The 13,589-nt window shown below is 70.3% G+C and carries 11 protein-coding genes; 4 read left to right on the plus strand and 7 right to left on the minus strand.

Annotated elements, in window-relative coordinates:
* Positions 1-166: 166 nt before the first annotated feature.
* The gene (locus tag B9S58_RS31405; protein WP_103531556.1) at positions 167-1,558 is read right to left on the minus strand and encodes an IS1380 family transposase; all 1,392 of its coding nucleotides are present in this window, start codon (positions 1,556-1,558) and stop codon (positions 167-169) included.
* 12 nt (positions 1,559-1,570) lie between these two features.
* On the opposite strand from B9S58_RS31405, the gene B9S58_RS31410 reads away from it, so the two are divergent.
* Complete coding sequence (locus B9S58_RS31410; RefSeq protein WP_146063589.1) at positions 1,571-2,224, plus strand: hypothetical protein; 654 nt, start codon at positions 1,571-1,573, stop codon at positions 2,222-2,224.
* A gap of 316 nt (positions 2,225-2,540) precedes the next feature.
* Here the strand turns inward: B9S58_RS31410 and B9S58_RS31415 are convergent, their stop codons facing one another.
* A complete protein-coding gene (locus B9S58_RS31415) occupies positions 2,541-2,726 on the minus strand; it encodes a hypothetical protein (RefSeq protein ID WP_103535321.1) in 186 nt (61 codons plus the stop codon).
* Between the two features lie 20 nt (positions 2,727-2,746).
* Between B9S58_RS31415 and B9S58_RS39685 the strand changes: the two genes are divergently transcribed.
* A complete protein-coding gene (locus B9S58_RS39685) occupies positions 2,747-3,700 on the plus strand; it encodes a Ku protein (protein WP_258045156.1) in 954 nt (317 codons plus the stop codon).
* On the opposite strand, the gene B9S58_RS31425 is transcribed toward B9S58_RS39685, so the two are convergent.
* From B9S58_RS31425 to B9S58_RS31440, 4 genes are all read right to left on the minus strand, one after another.
* Positions 3,607-4,500 (minus strand): SDR family oxidoreductase, encoded by an 894-nt coding sequence (locus B9S58_RS31425; RefSeq protein WP_103535322.1) that lies wholly within the window; start codon positions 4,498-4,500, stop codon positions 3,607-3,609. The two genes, B9S58_RS39685 and B9S58_RS31425, sit on opposite strands and share 94 nt — an antisense overlap.
* Before the next feature lie 214 nt (positions 4,501-4,714).
* A complete protein-coding gene (locus B9S58_RS31430) occupies positions 4,715-5,680 on the minus strand; it encodes a hypothetical protein (RefSeq protein ID WP_103535323.1) in 966 nt (321 codons plus the stop codon).
* 109 nt (positions 5,681-5,789) lie between these two features.
* On the minus strand, positions 5,790-7,013 hold the full coding sequence (locus B9S58_RS31435; protein ID WP_103535324.1) for a beta-ketoacyl synthase: 1,224 nt from the start codon (positions 7,011-7,013) through the stop codon (positions 5,790-5,792).
* Positions 7,010-7,279 carry an acyl carrier protein gene (locus tag B9S58_RS31440; RefSeq protein WP_257002048.1) on the minus strand — a complete coding sequence of 90 codons (270 nt, stop codon included), beginning with the start codon at positions 7,277-7,279 and terminating at the stop codon, positions 7,010-7,012. Before B9S58_RS31440 ends, B9S58_RS31435 begins: the two co-directional genes overlap by 4 nt.
* A gap of 466 nt (positions 7,280-7,745) precedes the next feature.
* Here B9S58_RS31440 and B9S58_RS31445 point away from each other — a divergent pair, with 466 nt between their 5' ends.
* Positions 7,746-8,948, plus strand: coding sequence for a wax ester/triacylglycerol synthase domain-containing protein (locus B9S58_RS31445; protein WP_181009524.1), 1,203 nt, complete (start codon positions 7,746-7,748; stop codon positions 8,946-8,948).
* 784 nt (positions 8,949-9,732) lie between these two features.
* The gene (locus B9S58_RS31450) at positions 9,733-12,132 is read left to right on the plus strand and encodes an MMPL family transporter (protein WP_103535326.1); all 2,400 of its coding nucleotides are present in this window, start codon (positions 9,733-9,735) and stop codon (positions 12,130-12,132) included.
* Here the strand turns inward: B9S58_RS31450 and B9S58_RS31455 are convergent.
* Positions 12,034-13,500, minus strand: coding sequence for an ISL3 family transposase (locus tag B9S58_RS31455; protein ID WP_374935725.1), 1,467 nt, complete (start codon positions 13,498-13,500; stop codon positions 12,034-12,036). The genes B9S58_RS31450 and B9S58_RS31455 overlap by 99 nt on opposite strands.
* Positions 13,501-13,589 lie beyond the last annotated feature (89 nt).

Genomic DNA, 13,589 nt, shown 5'->3' on the forward strand with positions numbered 1-13,589 from the left:
AGCCTTGATCCACCGAAGTGGTTTGAGTGTGATCTTCTGATCGGTTTCTGGGCCGGTTCGGGTCGGTGGCTGGGTATGGGCAGGTTGTATCCGCTGGTTTGCCCAGCTTTTCCACGGTGTGGTTCCGGTCGGGCCCTTGCGGGCGGGTGGACGGGGGCTGTTCGTGTCAGCCGGGTGGCCCGTGGGCGGTGTCGAGCAGGTGTGTCCAGGCGTGCTGCCAGGGCCAGTTGCGTGGCAGGTGCAGGGTGATGCGCCGTGCTGAGCGGGCGATCCGGGCCGGAACGTGGACGAGGTGGGTGCGGATCGTGGTGGTGGTGGCCCTGGCGTGGAACGTGGAGGCCAGCGCGCCGGCGGCCCGCAGCAGGTTGTAGGTCATCGCCCACAGCGTGAGCCAGGCGGCGTTGGCGTTGAAGTTTCCGGACGGAAGGTGGGCCAGAGCCCCGGCTTTGCTGTCGGCGATGACCTGCTCGATGACGGCGTGGTGACGGTGTTCCTGCTCGGCCTGGAGCGTCGGGGCGGGCTGGTCGGTGAAGAACGGGTGGTAGCGCCAGACGGGAAACAACTCGCCCTGTTCGCCCACAACGGCGGGTTTGGCCAGGTCACGGACCCGGCGCACGATCAGCCGGGCGGTGACCCGTTCGCTCTTCTTGCGGCCGGTGAACGCGGTGTAGGCGGGTATCTCGGCGACTTCGGCGTTGGAGATGAGTTCGCCGGTCTCCGGGTCGGGCACCGCGGTGGGGTAGGTGATCTGCTGCCATGCCCCGTCGGGAATGCCCAGGACGGCCCGTTTGATGGAGGGGTTCATCCCGCAGGTGATCGAAAAGCGGGCTCCGGCCCGGCGGCAGGCGGCGATCACCCCGCCGTTGTAGAACTGCGAGTCCGCTCGCAGGATCCGGGTGCCGGTGCAGCCCGCCTCGGCGGCGGTGGCGAGTGCCTCGCTGACGAATTTCGGGGCTCCACGGGAATCGGCTGCCTTGCCGCGGCGCATCCGTACTGCGGCGATCACCGGGCGCGACTGTGGGGTGCAGATCGTGGCGAGCAGGGGGTGCATGGTGCGGATGCCCTTGAACCGGCCGTACTCGGCGCCCTGCTTGGCCCGGCCGTAGACCCGTTTGTGGGTGGAGTCGACGTCGATGAACGCCGTCGTGCCGGAGCCGGGCAGCAGGGGGGTGTGGGCGGCCAGACCGGCGAGGAACCTGCGGTGGACGGCGTGGAGTTGGAGTGCGTGGCCGTGGGTGAACGCGCGGAGGAACGTGCCCAGCGTGGACGGCGCGCGGATCCCCCGGAACAGGGCCGGCATCGCACCGTGCCGCAGCACGTGGAGGTCGTCGATACTGTCCGCCCCCGCCGCCATGCCGGCCACGATGCTGCTGACCTTGGCACCCGCCGCGGCCCCCGCGCCGTTCGCTGTCCCGGTCAGCCTCACCTTCTGGGCCACCAGACGCGAAAGACCACACCGCTCGGCCAGCCGCATCACCGGAACCAGCCCGGCCAGCGCGACCAGATTCGGATCATCGAACGCAGCGGAGACCGCCGCCGGCGTATGGGAAACTTGCATCTCGGAAGTGCCTTGCCGATCGTGCGTGCTGGAAGCCTGAAGAACTCCCATCATCACAGGTCACAAGGCACTTCCTCGTTTCCGGAAGAGTCATCCACAGACATCACGTCGGTGGATCAAGGCTTAGCCAGTCTGGAGTCAGCTGTGGGAGCAACTCTGCTGCGTATTGCGACAGTCGCTGCCATCGGCGGGATGGTGTTTCTGATGGACGATCCCGCCGCCGCGGGCACCGAGGTCCAGCCGGTCCCCCGATGGATCAGGCAGGCCCTACGGGCGGTGCTGGGACTGGTCCTGTTCGTGCCGTCCTGGGTTGTCTCCGCGAGCGTCGTGAAGACCACGGTCAACAGCACCACCGGAGAGCCCCTGCCCGTCACTGACCTTGCAGTCGAAGCCGGCATCCTTATGGCCATCTGCTGTGCCCTTGTCCTGTTCGGGCTCAATCGATCGGGCGGCACGTCAGGCAGCTCCGTTGCCGCCCCTGGCCTGGCCGTGCTGGTCCTTGTTTTCATCGCGTTACCTGACGGCGCCGCACTTTATACCGACCCGGCGTCCGACGGTTGGGCGGCGGCGCGGCAACGGTGGCAGTGGCTGGGAGGAGCGGCTCTCGCGCTCTGCGGACTTCAGGCGTGGATGAGGCGCCCGGGGTACGCATCCTTATGGAGGTAGCTTGCAGCCAACCTGCCGGGAATCAAGCCCTCCGCAGCAACGCTATTCAGCCACCACTCAGACTCCTTAAAGTCACCCCTATATAGAGGAAGAAAAAATCGGCCGATTCGCTTTCGCGAACCGGCCGATTTTTTTCTAGTGGTTGTGCTTGTAGCGCGGATGCGGCACTTCTGAGCGACCAGGGTGCGATAGCGCCATAGTTGGCTGGGAACGCACCCTCAACAGGCATCCCGAAAAGAGCTTACAGCCGCGCAGGGTGTCTCTGTGGCGGGCGCGGATTCAGGCGACCCGCGTCGCATCCCGAGATCCGACCTCGTCAGCAGCTCACGAGACCGTCGAAGCGGTTCGGCTTCGCGGCGCTGTCGCTGCGCGCGCTCCCGGCAGGGATGACCATGCAGGAGCTGTCCGCGGCGTAGGCCCAGAGCACCTTCACACGCTGCGAGCTGGAGCAGTTGTTCAGCACCACAGCCTCACGGCTGAAGGTGTGGGTGAAGATCTCCACGCCGACGCACGCCGCGACCTCTGTGGACCGGGGCCATCAGCTTTGGACTGGTCACGATCCCGGTGAAGGTCGTGTCCGCGACCGAGGACCACGACGTCCACTTCCACCGGGTGCACCTGGCGGACATGGGCCGGGTTCGGACTCGGAAGGTCTGCGAGCTCGACGACCAGGTCGTCTCCCAGGACGAGATCGGCAAGGGCTACGAGATCGCGAAGGACCAGACGGTCCCGGTGACGGACGAGGAACTGGACGCCATGCCGTTGCCGACGGCGAAGGCAATCGAGATCGCAGCGTTCGTCGACGCCGGCACCGTCGATCCGGTGCGGATCAGCGACTCCTACTACCTCGCCGCCGACGGGCAGGTCGCCGCGAAGCCGTACACCCTGCTGCGCAAGGCCCTGGAGCGGTCCTCGAAGGTCGCGGTCGCGAAGTTCGCGTGGCACGGGCGTGAGCGCCTGGGCCCGATCCGGATCCGGGAAGGCGCGATCGTGCTGCACTCGATGAAGTGGCCCGACGAGGTCCGCAGCCCCGAGTCCCTGGCACCCAGGGAGGTCGGCGAGGACGAAATCGAGCAGGCCCTCCAGCTGGCCGACCGGATGACGATCGAGGACCTGTCCGGCTTCCGGACGAGCTGCCTGCAAGTCGCCCGAGTGCTGCAGTCCTGTCTCGACAGCGAAAGGGACGAGACCACCGTGCGCCGGTTGCCGCACACCTGGAGAACTGCCGACGCTGCGGCCGGGCGCGGCTGCCGACAGACCTGCTCCGGGCAGCCGTCTACCTCATGCTGCTGGTCCCGGCTGCGGTCCCCTCCCGCCCAGGCTCCGGTGTCCCCACCGGAGGACATCGATAACAGGATCGCCGCCCGGCATCCATGTCTTCCTCAACGGCTACCGGCACTGCGCCCTCGGGCCGGCTCCCGCCGCGCTGGATGGGAGCTAGCGGCGGCGGCCCCGCGCGCCGGGGCGGCCGGATGAAGCGGCGCAGGCGCAGCCCCCGGCCTACCGGGTGCCGCGAGGTCCCAGGAGAAAGGCTGCAGGAGCAGTCGGGGTAGATGCCGCAGACCCCAGACGGCGGCCTTGTACCGCAGGGTCGGCACGCTGACGGCCTTGCCACGTGCCAGGTCGCGGAGGGCCGCGGACGCCACCATTTCGGGCTCCAGCCACAGCCAGCCGGGAAGCCTGGAGGCGTCGAACCGGGATCGGTCGAACAGTTCGGTCCGGGTGAAGCCGGGGAGCACCACCGTCATCCGGACCCCTGCGTCCCGCAGTTGCCGTGAGCGGCCCAGTGCTTCGCTGAATGACAGCAGCCATGCCTTGCCGGCCGGATACGTGGTGGACAGTGCGCCAGGTCCGGCCGCCGTGAACGACGACACGTTGACGATGCTGCCGGAGCGCCGCGCCACCATGCCGGGCAGCACGGCGTGCGTGAGGCGCAGCACCGCCCGGACGTTCAGGTCCAGCATCGCCTCCTCCTCATCGAGGCCGTTGCTTGGGAAGGGCCCGCGCAGCACGATCCCCGCGTTGTTCACGAGGACGTCGACTGTGGTCCCGCCCCGGACCAGGTTCTCCACCGCTCGGCAGCCGGAGACGGTGGCGAGGTCCGCGGGCAGCGCACGTACGCAGACGCCGAAGGTGGCGCGGATCTCGGAGGCGACACGGTCCAGGGTTGCCTCGGTACGTGCGACGAGGACGAGGTCGTGGCCGTCGCGGGCGAGCCGTTCGGCGAAGGCGCGGCCGATTCCGGCGGTGGCGCCGGTCACCAAGGCCAGAGACATGGGTCAGCTCACTTCGGTGCGCGGGAAGAGGAACATGGGTGGACGGTCGCCGCTGGCCGAACAGGCCGTAGAAGCGCCCCAGTGGGTCCGGTGCTGTCGGTGTGTGCCAGGGCCGTCGCGGCCGTGGTCGGGGAGCATGAGACGTGCCGTCGGGACATCGCACGACCGCCGCCTCCGTGTCTGAGGACCGGGCGGGCGCGACTTGGTCGTCGGGTCACCGGACCGAGGTGACGACGGGCGGCGCGGACTGGTCGAGCGTGACGGGATCGACCAGGATCAGCTGGATGTCGACGGAGGCGACGGTCTGGGTCTTCGTACGGGCGACGCACCGGTATGTCATCGCCCGGGTGGGCGTCGCCGTGAAGGTCACGGTCTCGCCCGCGCGCGCGAATCCGTCTGCTTGGAGGGTGAGTGGTCCGGCCAGCCAGCGGGCGTGCGGATAGAGCTCGGCGACGGCCTGGTCGACCAGGGTGGTCATCGCGGTCGCGGCGACGGCGACGGGGAGGACCGGATGGCCGTCGAAGTGCCCGGGGCACAGCGCGGCGGTGACGGGCAGCTCGGCGGAGACGGTACCGGTGGCCGGTTCGAGATGGAACCGTTCCAGGGGGATCGGCTCGCTGTAGGGGCGGGCGGATGGGGCGGTCTCGCGGAAGGAGATGACCTCGGAGGATGTCGAGGTGTCCTCGGAGGGCGGGGCGTCGAGCAGGCGGGTGAGGAGCCGGTGGGGGAGGACGTCGTAGCAGACGGACATGTGGGCGACGATCTCGCCGGAGAAGGCGTCGGTGAGCCGTGCGTCCGCGGTGGCCTTGCGTGGGGTGGTGAAGGCGGCTTTCGCGTGGCCGATCAGCGGGCCCTCCTGCGGTGCGAGGGTCGGGCCGGCGAGCCACTCGACGCGCGCGCCGCGGGCGAGGTAGGCGAAGCGGCCGGGTCGGCGGTTGATGGTGGACGCGGCGCAGAGACCCAGGATGGCGAGGTGGCGGCCGACCTCCCCGACGCCCATCACCGCCGCCTGTCGCCCGGAGCCGGACTCGATCGGAACGGTGGCGATGACCCGCCCCGGCGCGATGCGGCGCAGATCCTCCAGGGCGAAGTAGGGCCTTGAGACACAGACGAGGTCCTCGACGTCCAGGGGGACCGCAGCCGCGGCCTCGTGGTCGGAGAGCGATTCGTAGGCGATCACGTTCTGTTCCTTCACAGGGGTCGCGGAACTGCGAGGGCGGTCATCCGGTGCGGCGGAGGGGCACCCGTGGCGCGGAGGAGAGGGCGGGGCCGTCCGTGGCGAGCGCGGGTCACGCAGCCTTGAACACGAGGACTGCGTTCTGCCCGCCGAAGGCGAAAGAGTTGGACAGGGCAGCCCGCATCCGGTGGGGCCGGGCGGTCTTGGTCACGACGTCCAGGTCGATCTCCGGGTCGAGACGGTCCAGGTTGGCCGTGGGAGGGATCAGCTGGTTGCGCAGGGTCAGCACGGTCACCGCCGCCTCGATCGCGCCGGCAGCCCCGACGCAGTGCCCGATGATGCTCTTGTTCGCGGTCACGGGAGGCGGCGAGCCGAACACCGTACGCAGGACCCTCCCCTCGGCCAGGTCGTTCTTCTGGGTCGAGGTGCCATGGGCGTTGACGTGGTCGATGTCGGCGGCGCTCAGTCCGGCGTCGGCCAGCGCCGCCGCGATCGCCCGGCGGACGCCGCCGCCGGCCGGGTCGGGCGCGGTGGGATGGTGGCCGTCCGCCGTGGCACCGTAACCGGAGAAGTAGGCATGAACGCGCGCACCACGCGCCCGTGCGTGCTCGGCCCGCTCCAGGACGAGGACGCCGGCGCCCTCGCTGAGCACGAATCCGTCGCGGTCCGCGTCGAAGGGCCGGGAGGAGCCTGCCGGGTCGTGGGTCCGGGAGGAGAGCGCCCCCGCCTGGCTGAATCCGACGCTGGCGATGCGCGAGCAGACACTTTCGCTGCCGCCCGTGATGACGATGTCGCAGGCGTCGAGCCGCAGGAGGTCACGCGCCGTGCCGAGGGCTGTGGCCCCGGACGCGCACGCGGTCGCGGTGACCAGGTTCGGCCCGAGCGCCTGCAGGTCGATGGCGATCTCACCGGCGACCATGTTGGGCACGGAGCGTGGGATCGTCAGGGGCGAGATCGCGCTGATGCGGTTGTCGCGGAGCTTGCCGTACTCGGCCTCCAGGCTGACGTTCCCGCCGCTGCCGTTGCCGATCACCACGCCGACGCGTGCGCCGTCCCAGGTCTTCGGGTCCAGGCCCGCGTCGGCCACGGCCTCACGGGCGGCGACCAGCGCCATCTCGGTGAACAGGTCGATGCGCCAGGTGAGGCGTCTGCCGAGTTCGGTGACCGGGTCGAAACCAGGCAGCCGGCAGGAGAAGTCGACCGGCAGGCCGGCCAGCTTCGGGTCCTTCTCTGCCGTCGGCATGCCCGCGCAGAGCCCCTCCCACGCGGCCGCCACACCGAGTCCGGCAGGGGTCACCAGCCCGAGACCGGTGACGGCGACGTCTGAGGCGGTCATACGGCGTCCACCGCCGCGGACCGCTTCTCCGCCACGAGACGCTCGACGTGCTCGCTGAACTGGCCGAGGGTCATCTCCTCGCCCTTCAGCTCATCGAGGTCGAACGTCACACCGAGGTCCTCCTCGAGAATGACGCCCAGCTCCAGAGCAGCCAGGGAATCCAGTTCGAGGTCGGGGAAGGTGGCGTCGGGACGGACGCGTGAGGCGTCCACACCGAGGTTCTCCGTCATCTTCGTGACGAGCATGTCGTACACGGTGGTGGACATGTGCGATCGGCCTTTCGTCCAGGGGAACGCCTCTTCAGGTGTCGCTGCGGGAAAGTAGGGCGTGTGACCGCTGCGCAGCCAGGACGGGGCCGGGCGTGACACGGGTCGGTATATACGAGCGGCTCAGACCTGAGGACCCTTCAGACCCTGCGGTCTCCGCTCCCGGCGTGCAAGGCACGGCAGTCATCCGGGTGAGCGCCGATGCGAGCCTTGTCCGATACATGAAGTCCGTGCAGCCGAGCGACGCCGCCGATGGAATGAATCCGCTGTCGCATGCGGAGAGAAGGCAGTGCAGGGCGAAGGACCGGGGTATGTGGAGGACCGTCCACCACCGGCTGTAAACAAAGAGAGAAGCGCTCCTGTGCGTCCGGCCTGTCTGAACGGTGCCCCCTGTCCTCCTTTCCCGCTGCGTGCTGTCGACCTCTCGTTCCGCAGGGCGGCGGGCGGCCCGCTCATCATGGGCGTCATGTTCGACTTCGACGGCGCGGCGCCGCCCCTGGCCTCCCTGCGGGCTCGGATTGCCACCCGCGCCCACCACATCCCCTCGCTGCGCTATCGCCTTCGGCGAAGCGACAGGAAGGCGTACGCAGCCGGGAGGTTCGAACCGGGGACGCACGTCCTCCAAGTGCTCGTGTCGCGCCGCGGGCAGTTCGACGCGGCCCGGCGGCAGATACTCACCCGCCCGCTGCCGGAAGACCGGCCGTCGTGGGACGTCTGGCTGATCCGGTGCGCGGAGGAGTCTTTCACCGTATGCTTCCGCTCCGACCACGCCCTGCGGGACGGGATCGCCGCGGCGTCCATCCTTCGTCTGCTCATCGAGGACGAGCCGGGGCACTGGTCGCCGCGCTCCCCCCAGTCGGCGCGCGTCAGCCTCCGCGGTGTCGCCGCAGCTCTCGGCCAGAGCGCCAGGGCCATGCGCCCCCTGACCCCGGCCCCCGCATTCGCCGGCGCGGAGTCCGGCACTCCACAGCTGTTCCACCGAGACCTCCCCATGGCTCTGCTGCGCGGGGCGGCACGGGCCCACGGTGCCACTGTCAACGACGTGTACCTGGCCGCCCTGTCCGAAGCAGTGCACCGGCGGCACCAGGAAGGCACACACCAGGGGCATCCGCCGATGCCTGTCACCGTGCCCCTCTCCGTACGCGGCCGCGCTCAGGCCACCCTGGTGGGAAACGCACTGGTGGGCGTACGACTCACCCTGCCCTGCAAGGACAGCGGCGGAGTCGAGGGAGCCTTGCACGCGGTGACCGCCCAGACCCGCCGACTGCGCGCGATCGACTACCGCGGGTCCGCGCGCCTCGTCCTGGACGCCCTTCCCCGCAGGGCAGGCGCAAGGCTCGCCCTGCGGGTGGCGGGCGCGGGCCCTGTCGGCCTTCTGGCGTCCAACATGGACTGCGGACCCACTCTCACCCTCTTCGGACTACCGGCGTCACAAGCCCAGCTGTTCAGCGCTCCGGCGGACGGACTCCGCTGCTATACCGCCCTGACCGGCTACGACTCCCACGCCCGCCTGACCGTCGTGCACGACGGCTCCCTCACGGGGATGCCATGCCTGGGCGAGCACTGGGTGGCAGCTGTGCGGGAACTCGCAGACGCACCCCGTGCGTCCGAAGCGGCGGCGGAGGTCGTCCGGTCGGCGCCTTCACGCAGGACGGGTCGCCCGCGCTGAGCACCGAAGTCCACGACGGAGCCGGAGATCAAGGCACCCGGCTGAAGTGCGCCGGACCGCGGGACGCCGGTAGGCACGACCGGGTGCCGGCCCTGGCCAGCCCGGCAGGAACTCATCGACAGCAAATGCCCCAGGACGGCCAGAACGGGCACCGTCGCGGATCAGGACGGTCCCCGGGCACCCTCCCGGCCGCCGTCCGCAACTCCCGGGCCGCGCACTTCCTCGGGCTCGCGCACTTTCCGGGAGGCCGTCGCCCGTCCACCTCACTCCGCAGCGCCTGCGTCCGAACTGGTGTCTTCCGCTCACTTGCTGCGAGTACGAGCTATTCCGTCCACGGACCGGCGCAGGACGCGGGGCGGCGCCCCGGCGCATCGTCGGACTGTCCACACTCACCCGCACGCTCCCTCGCCGTGCGCCGCGCCGCGTCCGTCCCCGTCCAGTGGACGGGCGTCGGGCGGACGGTGCCCCCCATCCGGCGCGGAGCTCTCCGACGCCTCACGGCGTGTCCTGCCCAGTTGGGGTGCGCCCATGGGGAAGCGTATCCACAGTCCCAGCCCGCCGAGGTCAGGACGGCACGCCTAGCTCCTCCACTTAGAGACTTCCCTGTCCACGTTCAGGCCAGGTTCTGTCGACAGCACACGTACGCCCCGAGGCGGGCAGATGGGGCCGGCCCCGGACCCGATCTCGTACCGGCTCCGAGATCGGCCACAACTCTGTACACGTAGCCGCCCGCCGACCGAGAGTGCGGCGGCGATTGCTGCCGTTCGAAGGGACGTCCCGACCCATGCCCGACCCGCCCACCCCGTCCGAGACGCCAGCGCCCTTCGTCGCGTCCGCCGCGGGTGCTGCCGCAGCCACCCCCCTCGCGAAGGGCCACGATCCGGGGAAGTGCGATCCCACCGACTCCCTGGTACGCCCTTGTCCGCAAGGGCCCGCGGAGAGCGACAAGGGCAGCGGGATGCCTCTGCTCGGTCATGTGGCGCGCTGGTCTTTCCGGCACTGCCGGTCGGTGCTCGGTGCTGTTGCCGGTCTGATCGTGCTGCTGGCGGGTCTGGGGCTGGGCGTCGGGGGCGAATGGTCCAACGGCGGCTACACCGCGGACGGCACAGCCGCACAACGGGCCGAGAGCGCGGCGCGCCAGTTCGGTGCCGGGACACCCGACCTCGTCCTGCACCTCCGCTTCGGCCGGCCGGTCGACTCGCCCGAGGCTGCCGCACAGGGACGACAGCTGACCGAACAGGCCGCCGCCACGCCAGGGGTCAGCGCCGCACTGTCCTACTGGAACACCGGGAGGGAACCGCTCCGGTCCGACGACGGCCGGGGCGCCCTGCTGCTCATCGATCTGGAGGGCGACGAGTCGCGGGCCGCCCGCACCGCGCGGGCCCTGGTGCCCTCCCTGCGGGCCGCCGCCCCCGGGCTCGACCTGGCGGTGAGCGGGCCCGCCTGGGTCAACGTGACCGCGACCGAGCAGGCAGAGCGCGACCTGCTCCGCTCGGAGTTGTTCGTCCTGCCGGTGACGTTCCTGGTCCTGGCACTGTCCTTCCGCTCGTTCAGCGCCACCCTCGTCCCCGCCGCGATCGGCGCGACCGCGGCCTCGGGAGCCTTGGCCCTGCTCGCGGTCGTGACCCAGCTGCTGCCGATCTCGGTCTTCGCCGTGAACCTGAGCTGCGCCCTCGGCTTCGGCCTTGCTGTCGACTACGCCCTGTTCACCCTCGCCCGCTACCGGGAGGAGCGCGCCCGCGGCCTGGACGCCGAACAGGCTGTGGGGCGGGCGATGTCCACCACAGGCCGGGCCGTCGTCTTCTGTGCCCTGACCATGGCCTGGTGCATGGCGGGCCTGCTCGTTTTCCCGCTGGGGCTGATCCGTTCCCTCGCGATTGCCTCGCTGATCGTCGTCGCGTTCTGCGCCGCCGGCACCCTGTTCCTCCTTCCCGCCCTGGTCGCCGCTCTGGGCGGCCGGCTCGACGGCACGCGCCCGCCGCGTCGCGGACCCTGGCGCCGAGGCTCCGGCGACCTCTCGGTCAGCCCGGCCTGGCGACGGGCCGCCGTCGCGGTCACCGCACGGCCCTGGCTGTGGGGAACGGCCGGGGCCGTCCTCCTGCTCGGCCTGGCCCTGCCCGTCGTGGGGCTGCGGCCCGCGCTGACCGACGAGTCCATCCTCCCGCCCACCGCTGAGGCGCGAACGGCGGCCGTGGCCGTCCGCGCGGACTTCCCCTTCGCACCGGAACGGCAGCTGACCGTGGTGCTGCCCCGGACGGACGCGGCGTCCCGGGCCGCCGAACTTGACGCGTACGCCCGCACGCTGGCCGCACTGCCCGGCGCGGCACGCGTGAGCACGGCGGCAGGCGAGTACGCCGGGGGGCGGCGCGTCGCGGAACGACACACGGAAGCGGCCCCTCGCCTCGGCACTCTGGTCACGGTCTTCGGCGCGGACCCGGTCCAGTCCTCCGAGACCAGCGCCCTGGTCGACGCCGTACGCGCCACCCCGGCCCCGGGCCCGGCCCTCGTGACCGGTACGGCCGCCCACCTCGACGACACCCGACAAGCCGTCACGGACGCGCTCCCCTGGTGGACGGGGCTCACCTCGTGCGGCGTGTTCATCATGCTGCTGCTGTTCACCAGGAGCGTGCTGGTGGCGTTCAAGGCCGCCGTCCTAGGCGCGCTCAGCATCGGCGCCGCCCTCGGCCTGATGGTCCTGCTCTTCCAGCGCCTCCAGGTCCTGGGACCGCCCGACACTGGAGGGGCGAGCACGCTGGAGATCACCATGCCGCTGCTCGCCGCCGCGCTGGCCTTCGGCTTGTGCGTGGACTATGAGGTCTTCCTCGTCTCCCGCATGGCGGAGGAGTGGCGGCGTACCCGGCAGAACACGGCCGCCATCGTCTTCGGTATCGAGCACACGGGCCGCCTGTTCACCGCCGCGGCACTGGTGGTCGCCGTAAGCATGGGCGCGCTGATGCTCTCCCAGATCAGCCTCCTGGTGGTGCTGGGCGCGACGATGGCGGCCATCGTCCTCATCGACGCCACCGTCGTACGAGGCGTCCTGGTCCCTGCGTTCATGCAACTGGCCGGTCGGGCGAACTGGTGGTCACCGTCGGCACCAGGCCGGGCGGCTCCCATGGCCGCTTCCGCACCTGCCGAAGCAGGGTCTGTCAAACGAGCGGGTCTGTTCCGTAGTCGGTGGTGATGGTGGGTGCCTGTCAGGATGCGGTGGCGGAGGAGGTCGAATCCGGCGCGTCCGTGCGCGGGCAGTCGTGATCCACTCGGTGAGCTTCAGGTCGTTTCCCTCGGCCGGCTTCAGCAGGGTGGCGAAGACGTTTATGAGATCGGCGAGTTGGGTCATCTCCGGGCAGGCCGCGGTGATCTTCTCCAGCAGGGCCGTTTCCTTCGGGCGCAGGTTTTCGGGGTCGGTAAGGAGGAGGCGGCCGGCGTGACGCGGCGTGGTGACGGGTCGGTCGCCTTCGGCGCGGCCTTGGCTGAGGTAGCGGACCAACAGATTGGCGCTGCCGGTGTAGCCCAGGTCTCGGATCTCGCGCAGCAGGTGGGTGACGGGGACGGCAGGGTCGGCCCGGCGTCGTTCGCGAAGGTGGTCGCGGTAGGGGTCGACGAGGGTCGGCCGGTAGGCGGGGGTGAGGCGCAGGGCCTGGGGTTCGGGCATGCGGGCGTAGCGTTTGACGGTGTTCAGGGCCAGGCTGAGGCGGCGGGCGCATTCGAGCAGGCCAACGCCCTGGCCGAGGAGATCGTGGATCTTGGTCCAGCGCTCGCGGGTGGTCTGCTCGCGTATGCCGCCGGGGCGGGACGGATTGATGGTGGCCCAGCAGCCGGCATGTGCGCGGATTTCGAGCTGGACTTTGTCGCAGAAGTTTCGCCAGAGGTGCCAGCGGTCGCTGACCTGTACCGCGTCGGGCAGAGCACGGCGGACGGCCTCAGCGTAGGTGGCCGATCCGTCCCGGCATACGACCTCGGCACCAGGATGTTCGCGCAGCCACGTCTCCAGGGTGTCCGCGGTGCGGTCGGACAGCACGTCGATCCGCTCGCCAGTCTCGGCGTTGGTCACGATGGTGGCATAGCGGTGACGTCGCTTGAGCGCGAAGTCATCCACTCCGATCACCCGCGGGACCTCCCGCCGGGGCAGCGGCAGGCGACGCAGATTGCGCAGCGCGGTACTGCGGGAAACGGGCACGGCCAGCAGGCCGGCCAGGCGGGTCGCCGCCCGACCGCATAACTCCCGTGCCACCTGCGATATCTGGCCCGCCAGCCGAACCGTGCGGCGCTGATGGCGCTCCAGCAGTCCGGGAATCTGCTCGCGGAAGGTCTGTCGCCGGCAGCCCAGGATCGGGCAGGCCAGCCGCCGTACGCGCAGGTGAACGACGACCTGGCGGCCGTCGACCGGTACGTCCGCCACCGTCCGGCGGTGATATCCATGGGCCTTCGCCGTCGGCGATCCGCACACCGGACACGGCACCGCCACATCCCGAGTGCGGGCCGTGACCACTATCGCGTCACCGCCATCCGCCACATCCTCGACGACCAGCGCCGAAAGCCCGGAAAACACCGTCCCGACAAGGGAGTTGACATCCATCACAAGATCATGATCATGGACGGCTACTCGACGTCACCACCGACTACGGGACAGAGCCGCTC

Origin of the sequence: Streptomyces sp. SM11 (assembly GCF_002910905.1) — a bacterium.
In the GTDB taxonomy this organism is placed as follows: domain Bacteria; phylum Actinomycetota; class Actinomycetes; order Streptomycetales; family Streptomycetaceae; genus Streptomyces.